Origin of the sequence: Halomonas alkaliantarctica (genome assembly GCF_029854215.1) — a bacterium.
GTDB classification, from domain to species: domain Bacteria; phylum Pseudomonadota; class Gammaproteobacteria; order Pseudomonadales; family Halomonadaceae; genus Vreelandella; species Vreelandella alkaliantarctica_A.
Map to the genome: position 1 here is coordinate 1291076 of NZ_CP122961.1, position 17938 is coordinate 1309013.

At 55.7% G+C, this 17938-nt stretch carries 16 protein-coding genes and 7 tRNA genes; 15 read left to right on the forward strand and 8 right to left on the reverse strand.

From position 1 onward, the window contains the following. Positions 1 to 46 precede the first annotated feature (46 nt). The gene (gene pdxB, locus QEN58_RS05775) at positions 47 to 1195 is read left to right on the forward strand and encodes a 4-phosphoerythronate dehydrogenase PdxB (RefSeq protein ID WP_280106186.1); all 1149 of its coding nucleotides are present in this window, start codon (positions 47 to 49) and stop codon (positions 1193 to 1195) included. Positions 1196 to 1294: 99 nt separating this feature from the next. Here pdxB and htpX read toward each other — a convergent pair whose 3' ends face one another. From htpX to QEN58_RS05815, 8 genes are all read right to left on the reverse strand, one after another. Then, the gene (htpX, locus tag QEN58_RS05780) at positions 1295 to 2200 is read right to left on the reverse strand and encodes a protease HtpX (RefSeq protein ID WP_280106187.1); all 906 of its coding nucleotides are present in this window, start codon (positions 2198 to 2200) and stop codon (positions 1295 to 1297) included. A gap of 95 nt (positions 2201 to 2295) precedes the next feature. Then, on the reverse strand, positions 2296 to 3543 hold the full coding sequence (locus tag QEN58_RS05785; RefSeq protein WP_280106188.1) for a pyridoxal phosphate-dependent aminotransferase: 1248 nt from the start codon (positions 3541 to 3543) through the stop codon (positions 2296 to 2298). Between the two features lie 104 nt (positions 3544 to 3647). Next, positions 3648 to 4604, reverse strand: a complete 957-nt coding sequence (gene ylqF / locus QEN58_RS05790) for a ribosome biogenesis GTPase YlqF (protein WP_280106189.1) — start codon at positions 4602 to 4604, stop codon at positions 3648 to 3650. Between the two features lie 103 nt (positions 4605 to 4707). After that, positions 4708 to 5106, reverse strand: a complete 399-nt coding sequence (gene msrB, locus QEN58_RS05795; RefSeq protein WP_071695780.1) for a peptide-methionine (R)-S-oxide reductase MsrB — start codon at positions 5104 to 5106, stop codon at positions 4708 to 4710. A gap of 126 nt (positions 5107 to 5232) precedes the next feature. After that, positions 5233 to 6819, reverse strand: a complete 1587-nt coding sequence (locus tag QEN58_RS05800; protein ID WP_280106190.1) for a gamma-glutamyltransferase family protein — start codon at positions 6817 to 6819, stop codon at positions 5233 to 5235. Positions 6820 to 6859: 40 nt separating this feature from the next. Continuing rightward, a complete protein-coding gene (locus QEN58_RS05805) occupies positions 6860 to 8185 on the reverse strand; it encodes a TRAP transporter large permease (RefSeq protein ID WP_280106191.1) in 1326 nt (441 codons plus the stop codon). 3 nt (positions 8186 to 8188) lie between these two features. Further along, entirely contained in the window at positions 8189 to 8698 is a 510-nt protein-coding gene (locus QEN58_RS05810; protein ID WP_280106192.1) for a TRAP transporter small permease subunit, read from the reverse strand. Between the two features lies 1 nt (position 8699). Further along, entirely contained in the window at positions 8700 to 9803 is a 1104-nt protein-coding gene (locus QEN58_RS05815) for a TRAP transporter substrate-binding protein (protein ID WP_280106193.1), read from the reverse strand. 349 nt (positions 9804 to 10152) lie between these two features. Between QEN58_RS05815 and QEN58_RS05820 the strand changes: the two genes are divergently transcribed. The 14 genes from QEN58_RS05820 (at position 10153) to QEN58_RS05885 (ending at position 17924) form a co-directional block, all read left to right on the forward strand. Beyond that, positions 10153 to 10228, forward strand: a tRNA-Glu gene (locus QEN58_RS05820). 53 nt (positions 10229 to 10281) lie between these two features. Next, positions 10282 to 10356 (forward strand) — tRNA-Gly (locus QEN58_RS05825). Positions 10357 to 10359: 3 nt separating this feature from the next. Then, positions 10360 to 10435 (forward strand) — tRNA-Glu (locus tag QEN58_RS05830). A 42-nt stretch (positions 10436 to 10477) separates the two neighbouring features. Continuing rightward, positions 10478 to 10552, forward strand: a tRNA-Gly gene (locus tag QEN58_RS05835). 112 nt (positions 10553 to 10664) lie between these two features. Beyond that, positions 10665 to 10740, forward strand: a tRNA-Glu gene (locus QEN58_RS05840). 30 nt (positions 10741 to 10770) lie between these two features. Continuing rightward, a tRNA-Gly gene (locus QEN58_RS05845) sits at positions 10771 to 10845 on the forward strand. Positions 10846 to 11522: 677 nt separating this feature from the next. After that, positions 11523 to 12914, forward strand: coding sequence for an NAD-dependent succinate-semialdehyde dehydrogenase (locus QEN58_RS05850; RefSeq protein ID WP_280106194.1), 1392 nt, complete (start codon positions 11523 to 11525; stop codon positions 12912 to 12914). Positions 12915 to 13139: 225 nt separating this feature from the next. After that, complete coding sequence (locus QEN58_RS05855; RefSeq protein ID WP_280106195.1) at positions 13140 to 14108, forward strand: ABC transporter ATP-binding protein; 969 nt, start codon at positions 13140 to 13142, stop codon at positions 14106 to 14108. Beyond that, positions 14105 to 14878 (forward strand): ABC transporter permease, encoded by a 774-nt coding sequence (locus QEN58_RS05860; RefSeq protein WP_280106196.1) that lies wholly within the window; start codon positions 14105 to 14107, stop codon positions 14876 to 14878. The genes QEN58_RS05855 and QEN58_RS05860 overlap by 4 nt, the downstream gene beginning before the upstream one ends. A 33-nt stretch (positions 14879 to 14911) precedes the next feature. Continuing rightward, complete coding sequence (queF, locus tag QEN58_RS05865; protein WP_280106197.1) at positions 14912 to 15745, forward strand: NADPH-dependent 7-cyano-7-deazaguanine reductase QueF; 834 nt, start codon at positions 14912 to 14914, stop codon at positions 15743 to 15745. A 106-nt stretch (positions 15746 to 15851) separates the two neighbouring features. Further along, a complete protein-coding gene (locus QEN58_RS05870) occupies positions 15852 to 16412 on the forward strand; it encodes a nitroreductase family protein (protein WP_280106198.1) in 561 nt (186 codons plus the stop codon). A 2-nt stretch (positions 16413 to 16414) separates the two neighbouring features. Continuing rightward, the gene (locus QEN58_RS05875) at positions 16415 to 16924 is read left to right on the forward strand and encodes a YiiD C-terminal domain-containing protein (protein ID WP_280106199.1); all 510 of its coding nucleotides are present in this window, start codon (positions 16415 to 16417) and stop codon (positions 16922 to 16924) included. A 106-nt stretch (positions 16925 to 17030) separates the two neighbouring features. After that, a tRNA-Ser gene (locus tag QEN58_RS05880) sits at positions 17031 to 17118 on the forward strand. A gap of 185 nt (positions 17119 to 17303) precedes the next feature. Then, a complete protein-coding gene (locus QEN58_RS05885; protein WP_280106200.1) occupies positions 17304 to 17924 on the forward strand; it encodes a hypothetical protein in 621 nt (206 codons plus the stop codon). The last annotated feature ends 14 nt before the right edge of the window (positions 17925 to 17938 follow it).

Genomic DNA, 17938 nt, shown 5'->3' on the forward strand with positions numbered 1-17938 from the left:
TCAAGCCGTCGCGGGCGTATTGTAAAGCCCGGATACCCAAACGCCTATGAAACTTGTCATCGACGCCAATATCCCCGCTGCCGAGCGCTGCTTCGGCCATTTCGGTTCGCTCACCCGCGTACCAGGGCGGGAGATAAACGCCGCCCATCTTCAGAACGCCGATGCGCTCATCGTGCGCTCCATTACCCAGGTCAACGATCAGCTGCTTGCCGATAGCCCCGTGCGCTTTGTTGGCACCTGCACCATCGGCACCGATCATATTGACCAAACTGCGCTTGCCCAGCGCGATATCGATTTCGCCAGCGCGCCAGGCTGCAACGCCGAAGCGGTGGTTGATTATGTGCTGAGCAGCCTGCTGACCCTGGCGGAACGCGATGGCTGGGCACTTAGCGAGCGCACTGTGGGTATTGTGGGGGTGGGCAATGTGGGTAGCCGACTGCAGGCGCGACTAGCCGCCATGGGCGTGGCAACGCTGGCCTGTGATCCGCCCAGGGAAGAAGAGGGGGCAGAGGAAGGCTTTCACTCCTTAGACGCCCTGATTGAGCGCTGTGACGTGCTCTGCCTGCATACACCGCTAACCCGTCAAGGCCCCCACGCGACGTACCAGCTACTCAACGCTCAACGTATCGAGGAGCTGGCGCCGGGGTGCGTGCTGCTCAATGCCGGGCGCGGCGATTGCGTGGATGGTTTAGCGCTGCGCAGCCGCCTTGCGGGTAAGGGCGATATCAGCGCCATACTGGATGTGTGGGAGAAAGAACCCGATATCGATGCTGGCCTGCGTGATCTGGTCTCTATGGCAACACCGCATATTGCCGGGCATAGCCTGGACGGCAAGCTACGCGGCACCTGGATGATTCAGCAGGCGCTGGCTCACCACTGCGGTCAGCCAAGCGATCTTACATTTGCTGATATTTGCCCACCCCCCTCGCTGGCGTCGCTGCATTTGCAGCACGCACTGCCTCCTGAAGATGCGCTAAGACTTTGCATGAGAGCGGTTTATGACGTTCGTCGTGACCACGATGCGCTCCAGCGCCAAACGCAGCACCACGGTATGCGAAAAGGCTTTGATGGCTGCCGAGTCAACTACCCGCTAAGGCGCGAATTCGCCACGCTCAACGTGCAGCTGTCAGGGGAGGCGGTTGCACTGGAAGGCATACTGCGTGGAGCAGGGTTTACGGTAACGCGAGCAAACTAGTGAACAATAGGCAGTGAAAAACAGCCAGTGAAAACCGTCGCCGAATAACAGTAAGGCCCGCAGATGCGGGCCTTAAATATATAGAGCTGCTAGACAATCTTACTGGCGATAAGCGGCTTCTTTCAGCGCGCGAATGCGCTCATCCAGCGGCGGGTGGCTGGCAAATAGCTTTTCCACCAGCGAACGCGTTTGGCCTTTGGTGATGGCCATGGCGCGCAGCGTGTCTGGCATTTGATCGGGCATTTCCGTTTCGGTTTTCAAGCGTGCCAGCGCGCTGACCATCGCATTGGTACCCGCCAAGCGCGCACCTGCTTCGTCGGCGCGGTATTCGCGGTAGCGCGAGAACCAGGCGACAATAGCTGAGGCTAAAATACCGAATACAATTTCAGCGACCATCACCACTGCGAAGTAGCCCATAAAGCCCAGTCCGCCTTCGCCATCGCTGCGGCTGCGCAGGAAGTTATCGACTAGATGTGCCACTACCCGGGCAAAGAACATCACAAAGGTGTTCACCACGCCCTGTATCAGCGCCAGCGTTACCATATCGCCGTTAGCGACGTGACCAATTTCGTGAGCCAGTACTGCGCGAACTTCCTCCGGGCGCATACGATTCATCAAGCCTGCCGATACGGCTACCAGCGCATCGTCTTTGTTCCAGCCTGTAGCAAAAGCGTTCGACTGCTGGGCCGGGAATATACCCACTTCCGGGGTTTTGATACCCGCCTCGCGAGAGAGCTCAGCGACCGTGTCCAGCAACCACTGTTCGGTGGAATTGGAGGGCGTTTCGATAATCACTGTGCCAGTGCTGCGCTTAGCCATCCATTTGGAGATAAACAGCGAGACGATGGAGCCCGCCATACCGAAAATAAAGCAGAAAATCAGCAGGCTGGTGAAGTTGATGCCCTGGCCGCGCAGATAGCCCTCTACGCCTAGCACGCGCAGAGTAATACTGGCGACCAGCAAAACCGCTATGTTGGTGCCTAAAAACAGCAGAATTCGCATCATGGTGCAGGTTCTCCCCTAAAGTTCATCGAAGCATTACTAGATTAATGGCTTAGATACGTGCTGTTCATGGCAGTTTCAAGTCATGGCTACAAAACCTACTGCCGATAGCGCGACAAGAAATTGGCAAAGCGGTCGAGTGCATCGCCTAACTGGTCGGCCCAGGGTAGCGTCACGATGCGCACATGGTCCGGCTCGGGCCAGTTAAAGGCCGTGCCCTGCACCAGTAATATTTTTTCCTGCAGCAGCAGATCAAGCACCATCTGCTGGTCGTCTTTGATATTGAAGACCTTGGGATCGAGCCGCGGAAAGGCGTACAGCGCGCCTTTAGGTTTCACGCAGGAAACGCCGGGGATTGCATTCAGCTTTTCCACGGTAATATCGCGCTGGGCCAGCAGCCGCCCGCCGGGCAGGATTAAATCGTTAATCGATTGATAGCCACCCAGCGCGGTTTGAATGGCGTGCTGGGCGGGCACGTTGGCACATAGCCGCATGGAGGCCAGCATATTCAGTCCCTGGATATAGTCCTGAGCGTTTAGCTTGGCCAAGGTGCCGGAGATAATCATCCAGCCCGAACGAAAGCCCGCACAGCGATAGCTTTTGGAGAGCCCATTCATGGTGATGACCAGTTGGTCATCGTCCGCTAGCGCGCCCGTCGCGGTGTGCTCAACACCGTCATACAAAATCTTGTCGTAGATCTCGTCAGAGAACACCACCAGGTTATGCTGCTTGGCGATCGCCAACACCTCTTTCACCACGGCAGGCGGATACACCGCGCCGGTCGGGTTATTGGGGTTGATTAGCACAATGGCCCGAGTATGGCTGGTGATCTTGGCGCGAATATCTGCCATGTCGGGCGTCCAGTCCGCCTGCTCGTCGCACAGGTAGTGCACCGCGTGACCACCGGAAAGGTGGGCGGCGGCGGTCCAGAGCGGGTAGTCCGGTGCGGGAATGAGCACTTCATCGCCGTCATTCAGCAGTGCTTGCATGGCCATCACGATCAGCTCAGACACACCGTTGCCGATGAAGATATCCTCAATACCCACGCCGGGAATCTGCTTGCGCTGGCACTCCTGCATAATCGCTTTACGGGCAGAGTAGAGGCCTTTGGAGTCGCAGTAGCCCTGGGCCGTGGGCAGGTTACGCATCACATCCTGGAGAATCTCTTCCGGCGCCTCAAAGCCAAAGGGCGCAGGATTGCCGATGTTCAGCTTGAGGATTCGCTGACCTTCCTCTTCCAAGCGCTTGGCATGGTCGAGCACCGGGCCACGAATGTCATAGCAGACATTGTGCAGCTTATGAGATTTCTTTAACGGTTGTGGTTCGTGTGACTGCGGGGTATCCATGAGGTGTCTGTCCAAAAGTAGCTAGAGGCCTAAAAGTGTCCAAAAAGCATGAGTGTCTAAAACAGCGCCCACAAGCCATTTTCGGCTATAGAGCTACTAGGCCATTATGCGTCGGAAAGTGCTTGATTGTCTTCGTCGTTTTGCACGGGCGGCGGTGGAATATCCGCAGGCGTTTCGAGCGTTAGCCTGCCCAGCTTGCCGTCGCGTAGTTCATGAAGCAGTACTTCGGCGCCGCGGTGCAGATCCACCGCGCCACCGGGGCGCAGGCCGCCACGGCGGGCAGCGATATCTTTCAAGATCGCGTTCCCATCGAAGCCTGCAATGGCGAGAAAATCGGGCTTTTTCGGGCCATCCGCATCAATGTCGTGGGGAATGTCTGGCGCGGCGTAAGGCGGCAGCTCTTTGAGCTTATAACGCTCGGTGAGCGCGTCGGGGTAGCGCTTGGCCAGCTCTGCGCTAGTGACAATCGCCACATCGGTGTACTCGATAGCGGTATCGCGAATGGCGCCGGTGGCAGCGAGGCGATAGGCGCTAGCCTGATCCTCAATTTTCGGCCACAGCACCCCAGGGGTATCGGTAAGCGCCACACGTCCATCAATACGCACCTTTTGTTGGCGCTTAGTGACCGCAGGCTCGTTGCCAGTTTTGGCGATTTTTCGCCCGGCCAGGCCGTTAATCAGCGTCGATTTACCCACGTTAGGAATGCCCATTACCATCACGCGCACATCCCGGTCGGCGCGAACGGCACCGGCCAGCTCATGGCATAGCTTGGGAATCTTTTTTAGTTCGCGGGTATTGGTGGTGGTGACAGCCAGAGCGCGCATATTTTCTTGGGCATCGAAATAAGCGACCCACTCGGCCGTCCGTTCTGGGTCGGCGAGATCCGCTCGGGAGAGAATTTTCAGCACCGGCTTATGGCGCGTTAGCTCGGCCAGCATCGGGTTGGCGCTGGAGTAGGGCAGACGCGCGTCGAGTACCTCGATCACGACATCGATCTCTGGCAGTACCTCCGCAATCTGGCGGCGGGCCTTGTTCATATGTCCTGGAAACCAGCCGAGCATGAATCTCTCCTACAAGTACAAAATAGCGGCACAAAAAAGCGGGCGATCATTCTAGCAGATGACGCCCGCCTTGCCGGGTTTCCTTGCGAGGATTTAGCGCTGATTACTCGTCAGGGTGAAATTCCAGTGATACCGAGTTAATGCAGTAGCGCAACCCGGTGGTGTCGGGTGGTCCATCGGGGAACACGTGGCCCAGGTGAGCATCGCAATGGGAACAGACCACCTCGGTACGCTGCATGCCGTGAGTGGTATCCGTATGTTCCTCAACGCAGCGGCTACCTAACGGCCTATCAAAGCTTGGCCAGCCGCAGCCAGCGTCAAACTTATGCTCGTTTTCGAACAGCGGCGCATGACAACAGACGCAGTGGTAAATACCCTGTGCATCGCGCACCTGATAGTCGCCGGTGAAAGGGCGCTCGGTGCCTTTTTCACGCGCCACGCGGTACTGCTCTGGCGTGAGCTGTTGTTGCCACTCGTCAGGGGATTTTTCAATTTTCGCCATGGGGTTCTCCTCTCCCTCTGGTTTGCCACTTTTCAGAGGCTTATTAAGCAGGCTAGCTTAACACTCTGCTGAGTGACAGCGAGTCGCCTGCTCAAGTTCAGCAAGTACGAACCCCCGAATGTGTATTTAAACGCTGGCCGCGCCGCCGTTACTGCGCGGGTCGTGGGCGCTCTCTATTAATCCATCTGGATGATGCACGATGCCACCTGCATGCCCCATGGTGTCGCTAAAGGCATCAGGCAGGACTTCCACATCGTGGCCAGCCGTTGCCAATGCGGAGACTAAGCTCTCATCAAAGCGTGCTTCCAGTTTCAAGTTAGTGCTGGTTTCACCCCAGGTGCGCCCCAGCAGCCAGCGAGGCGCCGTGATTGCCTGCTGCAGCGGCATGCCGTGCAGCGCATAGCGCGAAAATACTGCCGCCTGGGTTTGCGGCTGGCCTTCCCCGCCCATGGTGCCGTAGACCATAGTGCGGCCATCATTAAATTTGGCCAGCGCCGGGTTAAGGGTGTGGAAAGGCTTGCGGCCAGGGGCTAAACCGCGCAGGTCGTCGGGGTTAAGCGAAAAGCTGATGCCGCGGTTTTGCCACAGTACGCCGCTTTCTGGCAGCACCACGCCACTGCCAAACTCCCAGTAAATGCTCTGGATAAAACTCACCGCACGCCCTTCGCTGTCCACGGTGCCCATCCAAATGGTGTCGCCTGGAGCGGGTTCGTGAGGCCACGGTAGAGCGCGCTGTGGGTCAATTTGAGCCGCTTCCCGGCCAATATTCTCTTCGCTGAGTAACGCCTGCAGCGGTGTTGGTACGCGGTCGGGGTCAGTGACGTTTTGGTCGCGCAGAATAAAGGCGCGCTTGGTCGCTTCGATTAGCCCGTGTAGGTGGTCGAAACCGTTGGGCTCTGCGGCTTTTAAGCGTTCGTAGATGCCTAAAATCATTAATGAGGCCATGCCCTGGGTCGGTGCAGGCAGGTTATACAGCGTGGCATCTTGTAGCGTTACTTCCAGTGGCGTGAATCGCTGGGCGCGGTAATCATGAAAGTCAGCTAAACGCAGTGGGCTGCCCACTGCTTCCAAGTCTTTCGCAATGCTGGCGGCCAGTTCGCCGCGGTAGAAGTCATCTAATCCGGCTTCCGCCAATCGCTTGAGGGTCGCGGCCAAGCGCGGTTGACGCAGCCGTTCGCCTTCACGAGGTACCTGGCCGTTAAGCAGCAGGGAATCACTAAAGCCAGGACTTTGAGACAGGCGCTCAACGTGTTTGGCGGTGAGTGCTTCCTGGCTTTGCGTGACTGAAATACCCGCTTCGGCATGATGAATGGCGTCGGCCAGCAGCGTGGTGAGAGGCAGCTGCTTACCCCATGCGGATGCCACGTTCAGCGCTTCATGCCAGCCGCCAATGGTACCCGCCATGGTAAGCGCAGCTTTAGGGCCGCGCTCGGGAATCTGCGTTTCACCCGCATAGAAATCTGCATCGGCGAGCCCCGCCGCCGGGCCGCAGGCGTCAATGGCAATAGGCGCTTTGCCCGGTTCATGAATCAACCAGAAACCATCGCCACCCAGGGCGTTCATATGCGGATATACGACCGCAATGGCAGCGGCAGCCGCGACCATGGCTTCCACCGCGTTACCGCCCTGTTTAAGCACATCGCGCCCGGCGCTGGCAGCTAAGTGATGAGGGGCGACGCAGCTGCCGCCGTAACTACGTTGGGTATGAAGCATCTTTGATTCCTTATTATTAAGTAAGTGCTAAGACAGATCGTTACCAGCCAATGGCTTCGGGCAACCAAGTAGCAATGCTGGGGAAGGTAAATACCAGCGCAACGGCAACAAACTGTAAGCCGATAAACGGCAAGGCGCCTTTGTAAATATCCAGCGTCGAGACTTCTTTCGGCGCTACGCCCTTGAGGAAAAACAGCGACCAGCCAAAAGGGGGAGTTAGAAACGATGTTTGCAGCACCAGCCCCACCAGAATGCCCAGCCAGACCATATCGACGCCCATCTGCACAAAGAAGGGCAGAAACAGCGGTAGGGCAATATAGCTGATCTCAATCCACTCGAGAAAGAAGCCCAGCACAAACATCAGCAGCAGCATGAATAGCATCGCGCCTAACTCGCCACCGGGCACCCAGTCGAACATACGGGCGACCAAGTGCTCGCCGCCCAAGCCACGAAATGCCAGGCCAAACACCTGTGCGCTGATCAAAATAAAGAACACCATGGCCGAGATCACCAGCGTGGCCTTGGCGACCTCTTTGAGTAGCGCAAAGGTTAACCGCCCCGAGCATGCCACAATGACCAATGCTCCTAGCGCACCCATGGAGGCCGCTTCAGTAGGCGCGGCAATGCCGCCAATAATCGACCCTAAGACCGCAAACACCAACCCCACTGGCGGGCCCACCACAGTAATCACTTTGCGTATCAGCTGACCCCGGCCCATTGCTGCTCGTTCCTCGGCAGGAATCGGCGGCATTAAGTTGGGGTAGAGCTTGGCGATCACCAGAATGGCAATAATATAGACCGCCGCTAGCGTTAGCCCCGGCACCATGGCCGCTGCGAACATCGTTCCAACCGATTCGCCCAAAATTTCGGCCAGCAGAATCAGCACCAGACTAGGTGGAATAATCTGACCTAAGGTGCCGGATGCGCAAATCATCCCGGTGGCCAGGGTTTTAGGGTAGCCGCGGCGTAGCAGCGTCGGTAGCGTGAGCAGGCCAAGGGTAACGATAGTGGCGCCGACAATGCCGGTGGCGGCGCCTAACAGCACACCAACGAGAATGATCGCCACGCCCATGCCGCCTGAGATGCCGCCAAAAAGGTGGCCGATCACATCAATCAGCTCCTCGGCCAGCTTCGACTTCTCCAGCATCACCCCCATAAATACAAACAGCGGTATGGCCATAAAGGTGTAATTGGTGACTACCCCATAGATTCGGGAAGGCAGCAGGTTAAACAGCATCGGACCAAAGCCAATGTAGCCAAAGAAAAAAGCCGTCGCCGCGATACTGATGCCTACCGGAATACCAATTAGCAGGAATACGAAAAAAGCCACGATCATGCCGATCGCTAGCCATTCATTGGGAGACATGCGTTATTCACCTCGTGTGGGTAGGGCAAGCACTTGACGCAGCGCGTGGGCCAACCCTTGCAGCGCGAGAAGGAGAAAACCGAATGGGATCAGAGATTTGAGAAGCCAACGCAGCGGCAGGCCGCCGGGGTTAGGCGACGCCTCGCCGCGGGCGAACGACTGGGCGATCCAGGGCAGCGTCAGCCAGGCGATATACAGCCCCATCACCAGCAGCAAGAGTCCGCCGATCACTTCGATCACTCGTTGCAGCCCTGCGGGAAAACGCTCATAGAAAACGTCGACGCGCACCTGCTCACCCATCAACAGCAAGTACGACATGCCAAACAGCGCGATAGGCGATATCAAGTGCCACTGCAGCTCCTGTAGCCATACTGCACCAAAACTGAACGCATAGCGCATCAACACATCGCCAGCGACGAGTCCTACTAAAGCCACGCAGGTCCAGGCGGCGATCCAGCCAAATAGCCGAACCACCGCCTCAACTCCGTGGACAAAATATGCCACGGCTCGCATATCAGACTCCGATAATGTCGTTTAACCACGCACGTTCACTGGCACCTGCCCAGCGGTCGTGCTTGGCTTTAAACGCCATGTAGCTATCGTGCACTTTGCGAACCAGCGGGTCGGCGTTGGCCTCTGTTTCCAGGGTGTCTTGAGTGGCTTCGCGCAGCGCATCGACAACGGGAGTGGGAAGCATACTGGCAGTGACGCCTTCGTTTTCGACCAAGTCCGTCAGCGCTTCACCGTTAACGGCTTCCGACCAGGTTACGCTCTCCAGGCAAGCTGCCATGCAGGCGGTTTTGACGATCATCTGAAGGTCTTCTGGCAGGCTGTCCCAGTGGGTTTTCGAGATCAGCAGTTCGCCCGTAGTGGAGGGTTCGTGCCAGCCGGTGGTGTGGTAGAACTTGGCGGCGTTGTGTAGCCCCATACGGCGGTCTTGGAAAGGGCCTACGAACTCGGCCGCGTCAATTACGCCACGCTCCAGCGCGGGGAAAATTTCGCCACCGGGCAGTACGCGGGCATCTACACCAAGCGAAGAGTAAACCTGACCCGCCAAGCCAGGAACGCGCATGCGCAGCCCACTGAGCTGACTAATGTCTTCAATGGGCTCGCGGAACCAGCCGGTCATTTGCACGCCGGTATTATTCAGCGGGAAGGCCACCATGCCGTAGGGCTCATACACCTCGTGCCAAAGCTCCAAACCGCCGCCGTGGTAAAGCCACGCCATATGGCCCATAAAGCTCATGCCAAACGGAACGGTAGTGAAGTACTGAGCAGCAAAGGTGGTACCTGACCAGAAGTAGCTATTGGCGGCGTTCATTTCGATGGTGCCGCTTTGAACGGCTTCAAAGCCTTCAAAGGCTGGAATCAGCTCGCCGGATGAAAAATGCTGAATGTTGAGTCGCCCGCCGGACATGGCGTTGATTTTGGCGATCACATCAGTGGGGCTGCCAGGGCCTTCCACGTAAAAAGGCGAGCCGGGCGGGTAGGCGTTGGTCATACGCCAGTTAAAGCTCTCGGCAGATTGCGCACGAGCAATCGACGGGGCGCCCAATATAAGGCCAGCTGTGGAGGATACAGCGGCTGTGGTGAGAAACTTGCGGCGGGATAAGGACATAGCACACCTCGTTTATGGGGAATTGGTCGGTAAGGGCAACACAATGAGGTAGCAAAGGGTGTGCCATAAAAATCGATTTTATTATAAATAAAAGATTTTTAACGGTTTTGTCGGTGATGGAAGAGGAGGTTGGCGCTAAGAAAAATAAGTACTTGCACCGTTATGAAGCCCAATAAGCGCGTTGAGCACTCTCCGCGTGCACGACAGCGTCGTAAAACCTGCGCCTTGCTTTTAGGTAATTACTTGTAGGTAATTGAAAGCTAGCCAATTAGGCTAGTGGTGGGGAGAGAGCTTGACAGCTCAATAAGGTCTGAGTAACATACGCGCCACCTCGACGAGGCAATGCAACGTCCCATTCGTCTAGTGGTCTAGGACACCGCCCTTTCACGGCGGTAACAGGGGTTCGAACCCCCTATGGGACGCCACTTATTCTTTTTCGTTTAGAACTAGAGTAAGCGGTCGTCAGGGTTATCGGAATGCGGGAATAGCTCAGTGGTAGAGCATCGCCTTGCCAAGGCGAGGGTCGGGAGTTCGAATCTCCTTTCCCGCTCCACACGTCCCATTCGTCTAGTGGTCTAGGACACCGCCCTTTCACGGCGGTAACAGGGGTTCGAACCCCCTATGGGACGCCACTTCCGGTAGGTTAGGTAAAAAGCTAAGTAAGTGTTCTATAAGCGGGAATAGCTCAGTGGTAGAGCATCGCCTTGCCAAGGCGAGGGTCGGGAGTTCGAATCTCCTTTCCCGCTCCAGTTTTAGTAGTATCGGATCGGTAAGCGGTGGGTCGGGAGCTGGAACGCCAGCCCGGTCGATCTCCTTTCCCGCTCCAGTTTCAGGTGCCGGATTACTTTCTAGCTCCAAATAGTCCCATTCGTCTAGTGGCCTAGGACACCGCCCTTTCACGGCGGTAACAGGGGTTCGAACCCCCTATGGGACGCCATCTAGCGTTATACGTCGTTTTGTTTGCGTTGCGGGAATAGCTCAGTGGTAGAGCATCGCCTTGCCAAGGCGAGGGTCGGGAGTTCGAATCTCCTTTCCCGCTCCAGTTAAACAGTATCAGGTAGCTATGCCAACGTCGGGAACTGGAATGCCAGTCCTGCGACATGCCAGCCCTATAGCTCACCTTCTCCGCTAAGTTTCTACTAGCCCAAGCTTCTATTATATCAAGCTTCTTGGATTTCACTGCTTTATATGCAGTCTTCGTCTGTGTTCTTTTTGCCGATACTGAGTCAGTGACTTTCAGCCTAATAGGGCTCTGGCTAAAGGTCGTGGATGACCACGAACTGCTATTCTTTGATTTTTTTCCAAGCTCAGCTGGTTCGTCAGCGCTCCCTCCTGTCAGGCTATCATCGTCGTTCTAAATCATGTGAAGCTTGCCGCTTTGATGCTGGCAATTAGGCATCTTATTAATTTGAAGATAAGCCTTTAACTGACGCTATCACTTTCTATTACTTTTATTACTTTCTATTGCCGTCAGCGTCGGTCTCCACTGAGGCACGGCGCGGTGTGCGTTCACAACCAAAGCGCACGCAGATTTGATCCACGGCAATATGCAAGTGCGTAGCCTTGGCTATGATGGTGATCCAACGGTGCATAGCCTTGACGGGGATGTCTACCAGAACGGGATAGTACAGAGTAATCGTTTTTTCACAGTGAGTTAGGGTGCCCTGCGCGCGCGAAATTGATGCCACACAGATAACCCGGTTAACAGAGGATTAAAAAATGGCTTATGCAACGACCAATCCCTATACCGGGGAGACAATCAAAAACTTCCCCAACGCAACCGATGCAGAGGTTGCTCTGGCGTTAGATCGCGGCGATACAGCATTCCACAACTGGAAGAACACCCCCGTCCAGCAGCGGGTCACTATCCTGAAGAAAGCGGCTGACTTGCTGCGCGCTAATAGCGAGGAGTATGCAAAACTACTGACCCTGGAGATGGGCAAGCTGCTGGGCGAGGCGCAGGCGGAGGTCGAGCTGTCAGCTGCGATCTTCGAGTACTACGTCGAGAACGCCGAGCGGCAGTTGGCACCTGAGAAGTTGCCGTCCAAGGATCCGGTGGTGACCGATGCCTGGCTAGTGCACGAGCCGCTGGGCATTATCCTTGCGATAGAGCCGTGGAACTTCCCTTATTATCAGATCGCCCGGATCATCGCTCCTCAGCTTGCCGCCGGTAACGTGGTAGTACTCAAGCATGCATCCAACGTCCCGCAATCGGCTGCGCTTTTCGAGAAGCTGATGCTTGATGCTGGCTTGCCGGTTGGCGGGTTCAAGAATCTCTATGCAACGCGCGAGCAGCTGGAAGCCATCATTAACGATCCACGCGTTCACGGTGTTGCTTTGACCGGTTCTGAAGCAGCTGGCGCGGTGGTTGCTGCACAGGCTGGCAAGGCGCTGAAGAAGTCAACGATGGAGTTGGGCGGCGCCGACGCGTTTGTGGTGCTGGATGATGCCGACATTGACAAAGCCGTGAAATGGGCCGTGTTTGGCCGCCACTGGAACGCGGGGCAGGTGTGCTGTTCGTCCAAGCGGATCATCGTCGTCGAGGAGGTCTACGATGCCTTCCTGGAGAAGTACAAAGCCAGCGTCGCCTTACTCAAGGCAGGGGATCCCATGGATCCGACGACAACATTGGCGCCTTTGTCGTCCCAGAGCGCAGCGGACGATGTCCAAAAGCAAGTGGAAGATGCAATTAAGCATGGTGCTACGATGACCGTAATCGGTGCCGCAATACCCGAGCGCGGTGCATTCGTACAGCCCGTGCTGCTGACGGACTTGACGAAGGACAACCCTGCTTACTACTGGGAGTTCTTTGGTCCGGTATCTCTGGTATTCAGAGCCAAGGATGAGTCCGAAGCCATCGAGATTGCCAACGATTCTCCCTTTGGGTTAGGTGGGTCAGTGTTCACGCAGAACATTGAGCGAGGTCGCCAGGTGGCGGCTCAGATGTCTACCGGCATGGTTTACATCAATCACCCAACGGCAGTGAAGGCCGACTTGCCTTTCGGCGGCGTTCGTCGCTCCGGCTATGGCCGCGAGTTGATCGGCCTCGGACTGAAGGAATTCGTCAACCACAAGTTGATTAGCGTTACCGACATCGACGGTCAGTTCTGATCGTCGTACTCGGGAGTGCATTGTTAATGTGATTTTGCTTGCCAGCACGCCCGAAGTGGCGGTCTCGGCTAGCGCCTAGTTTCAATTTCTTCCCTGATGCATCAGCTACTTGCTAGGTGATGCTATCAGCGTGTCTAGCGCTTGGCTCAATTGCTCACCTTGAAAAAAGTCGTTTGCGCCCTAATGTTTGACCTTCACTTCTTATTTTGCTGACAGGACATTTTCATGGCCGAACCGGCATTGTCTATCCGTGGCCTCACCAAAGTGTATGGCAACGGCTTTCAGGCGCTCAAAGGTATTGATCTAGACGTCCAGCAGGGCGATTTTTTTGCTTTGTTGGGCCCCAATGGCGCCGGTAAATCCACCACCTTGGGTGTGGTGTGCTCGCTGGTGCAAAAGACGGCGGGCAAGGTCTCCATATTTGGCATTGATGTGGATAAAGACTTCGCCAAAGCCAAATACCAGTTGGGCGTGGTGCCACAAGAGTTCAACTTCAATCAGTTTGAGAAAGTGCTCGATATCGTGCTGGCTCAGGCGGGCTATTACGGTATGACCAGTCGCGAGGCCTTGCCCCGCGCTAAACAGCTGCTGACTGATCTGGGCCTATGGGAAAAACGCAACGGCAGCGCGCGCATGCTCTCTGGTGGCATGAAGCGCCGCCTGATGATCGCTCGGGCGCTGATGCATCGCCCCAAACTGCTGATTCTGGATGAACCAACGGCCGGGGTGGATATCGAACTGCGGCGCAGCATGTGGGAATACATGCGGCGGATTAACCAAGACGAAGGCACCACCATCATCCTCACCACTCACTACCTGGAAGAAGCCGAGAGCCTGTGCCGCAATGTGGCGATTATCAATAATGGCGACATTGTGCGTAATACCAGCGTGCGGGAGCTTCTGGCAGAACTTGATACCGAGACCTTCCTGATTGATTTGGCTGAGCCAGTTGCAGAAGTACCCCAGATCGAAGGGTTTGAGCTGCATCAGTTGGAGCCTACCCAGCTTTCGCTGCTGGTCCATCGCGGCCAGCGCTTGAACGATGTCTTCAATGCGTTGAGCGCGCAGGGCATTCAGGTGGTTTCCATGCGTAACCGAGCCAACCGCTTAGAGGAGATGTTTGTGTCGATGGTGGAAGGTAGTGGCCAAGGGGCGATAGATCAGCGCGTTGAGAAGAAGGAGGAGCGCGTATGAATGCCATGCAGACGCTGATCGCCCTATGGACGCTGGTGCTAAAAGAGATCAAGCGCTTTACCCGAATCTGGCCACAAACGCTGCTGCCACCGTCGATCACCATGGCGATGTACTTCATCATCTTCGGCAATCTCATTGGTTCACGGATTGGCGACATGGACGGCTTCAGCTACATGGACTTTATCGTCCCGGGGCTGATCATGATGTCAGTGATTACCAATAGCTACTCCAACGTGGCGTCGAGTTTCTTCTCAAACAAGTTCCAGCGTTCGATCGAAGAGCTGATGGTGTCTCCCATGCCCAATTGGGTGATTTTATCCGGCTTTATTTTAGGCGGCATGGCCCGTGGTTTGGGTGTGGGGCTGATTGTGACGGTCGTTTCGCTATTCTTTACACGCCTAACGATGGAGCATCCGCTGCTCACGGTATTGGTCGTAGTACTGACGTCTGCTCTGTTCTCCATTGGCGGCTTTATTAACGCCTTGCTGGCCAACAAGTTTGACGATATTTCTATCGTGCCGACGTTTATTCTTACGCCGCTGACCTATTTGGGTGGGGTGTTTTACTCAATCTCAATGCTGCCAGACTTCTGGCAGGGCGTTTCCATGCTCAATCCGATTTTGTACATGGTGAACGTCTTCCGCTACGGTTTTCTGGGCGTCTCGGATATCCCGGTAGTTTGGGCGCTTGCCGCAATTTTTGCTTTCATCATCGTGCTGTTTGTGGCGGCGCTGATGATGCTAGAGCGCGGTAAAGGCATTCGTAGCTAACCCATAACGTCATTAAGTAGAGAGCAGCAAGCAATGGCACATCGCCCCGACACCTTGGAACACGCGCCATTAGGGCGCGAATCCGCCTACCCTGAACATTATGACGCGGGGCTTCTCTATCCCATTCCCCGCGCGGCCAACCGAGCGCCGCTGGGGATTGAAGAGGGCGCCTTGCCGTTCGTGGGAGAAGACGAATGGCACGCCTTTGAAGTCTCATGGCTGAACAGCCGCGGTAAGCCTATTGTGGCCGTAGCACGTTTTCGCTTGCCGGCAGCCTCACCCAATCTAATTGAGTCTAAATCCTGGAAACTCTATCTCAATAGCTTCAACCAAACCCGTTTCTATACTCGTCAGGACGTGATGGAAACGCTTGCCAATGACCTCGCGGTTGCGGCAGGCGCTGAGGTGAGCGTTGAGTTGTTTGATGTGGATTCCCCCGAGCTTTCAGCACAGCACTTGCCAGGCGAATGCTTGGACGATTTAGATATCGCAGTAAGCGATTACACACCTAGCAACGCCCATCTCACGGTGGGAGCGGAGATCGTCGAAGAGACGCTTTACTCCCACCTGCTGAAATCTAACTGCCCCGTTACCGGTCAGCCGGATTGGGGCAGTGTGCTGATCCGTTATAAAGGGCCCAAAATCGACCGCGAAGGGCTGCTGCGCTACCTTATTGGGTTTCGTCAGCACCAGGATTTTCACGAGCACTGCGTTGAGCATATCTTTACCGACTTAATGGTCCAGGCAAAGCCCACGCAACTGCTGGTGTTGGCGCGCTACGTGCGCCGCGGCGGATTGGATATCAGCCCCTGGCGCGCAACGCCTGGGCTAACGCCACCTACGCCGCTGCGCCTAGCAAGGCAGTAAACGGCAATGTTGTAAATGACAGTGTTATTAATGACAGTGTTATAAATGACGATGCTATAAATGATGGTGCTACAGTAGCCTCACACGATTGGATTTGGAGTCATTAATGGACGCACTCACGCTGCTTCACGAACGTAGCTCAATGGGCAAGCTGATGGAGCCTGCGCCCAGCGGCGAACAACTCAGCGCCATTTATCAGGCTGCGCTACGTGCACCCGACCATAAGGAGCTGCGTCCCTGGCGCTTTATCGAGTTCAGCGGGGAAGGGCGTGAGCGACTTGGCGAGCTATTTGCCGAGGCAGAGTTTCAGGAGGACCCCAGCGCCGACGACGAAACGCTCAACTCAGCGCGCAAAAAACCGCTGCGAGCGCCGATGATTATCGCCGTGATTGCCAAGGTCACACCCGATCTCGAAAAAGTACCTAAAATGGAGCAGGTGATCTCCGCTGGGTGCGCGGCCCACGGCATACTGCTAGCCGCTCACGCGCTAGGCCTAGGCGCTATGTGGCGCAGCGGCAAGTATGCTTTCGACCCCGTGGTTCGCAAAGGGCTGAGCCTGGATGAGGATGACGAAGTCGTCGCGTTTATCTACCTGGGCACCTTAGGGGGCCGCCACAAACCCGTGCCACAGCATAACGTTGATGACTTTGTCGAGCGTTGGGACTAGGTATGAATCTGCCCCGTCAGCCAGGCATACCCCATCCCCGTTTGCCGCTGCCAGAAGGCCAGCCGGAAGACCTGGCCGCCTTTCAGCAGTGGCTAAGTGATGCCATCCCCATGGTGAGCGCGCTAGGCATAAACGAAGTGTCACGCCAGGACGATTCGCTAACCTGGCAGTTAGCCTTATCGCCTAACCTTAACGATAAGGGCACGGGGTTTGGCGGTGCGCTCACGGCGCAGACAACGCTGCAAGGCTGGTGCTGGCTAACGCTATGGCTGCGCGAGCGGGGCATTGCGCGGGATGTGGTCGTTGCCGAGGCTAGCCAGCGTTTTCTTGCGCCGGTAACGAGTGATTACCGCTTGGTATGCACGCCAGCTCTACCAGAAGGCCCCGCCCAGCTTGCCAACACGCTCGCAGAGCGCGGTAAAGGGCGTATAGCGCTAACCCAGCAGCTCTATTGTGGTGAGACACTTTGCCTGGAAGCCAACGGCAGTTATGCGGTGTTACCGTCACGCTAACCGAATGGGCAATCGGCCTGAAAAGGCTTGCTATTTCGAGGCTTAGCCAATAGTATATGCGCCGTTCTGTCACGAAAGGTTCAGCCTTTCAACAGCGACAAAACGCGGAGGGGTGTCCGAGTGGTCGAAGGAGCACGCCTGGAAAGTGTGTAAGCCGCAAGGCTTCGAGGGTTCGAATCCCTCCCCCTCCGCCACCGCATATCTAAGGGCATGTTTTCAAGGCTTTTCAATAGCTTAGAGGACATGCCTTTTTGCTTATTTACCACATGTGTTTACCACATCTCTTTAAGACATCTTCTTGAAACCCTGCCTCTAATGCCCTGTGCCCAATGTTGCTTTACACTTACTTTCTCTCAATAGATTTAGTTAGGGGTTTTGCATGGATATTTATGATTTATTCCGTGACAGTGTGTCGATAGAGAAGCTGAGTGGCGAAACTCTTGGGCCGGTGAAGGGCTTAGTCCAGAAGGGGAAAATCCAACTTCAAGCTAAGCACCCCTTAGAACCTGGAGATATATTGGTAAGGGAAATGCCTTTCGGTGAACCCGAGCGTTATGTGGTAAACGACCCTGGCTTCATGCAAGGTATTGATGATGATACTTCGCATTTTCAGGCAGAAGTAACCCGCGAAAGCAAAGCGAATGGTAGAGGTGATAAAGTTGGTGGAGATAGCTCCCCGAGACCCGCGCCAATCACTTACATAGTCTCCGGTGCACATGCTCGCTTCAACCAGAACTCTACCGATAACTCCATAAACGTCACCGTAGAGGCTGGTGAGTCTCTGTTTGAGGACTTGAAGAGTGAGCTTCGTTCCAACGTCACTGACCCGCAGCGTTTGGATGAGCTACTGTCTCTTGTCAGTGATATGCAAGCTTCGCAGCATGACAGTAAGAGTTTGAGTGAGAAGCTGGGGCAGTTCATCAGTAAGAGCGCGGATATTATGACGATTATTGCGCCATTCGTCCCAGCACTTACAGGCCTAGCAACAGGGGCTAGTTAACGGAAAAGCCAAGC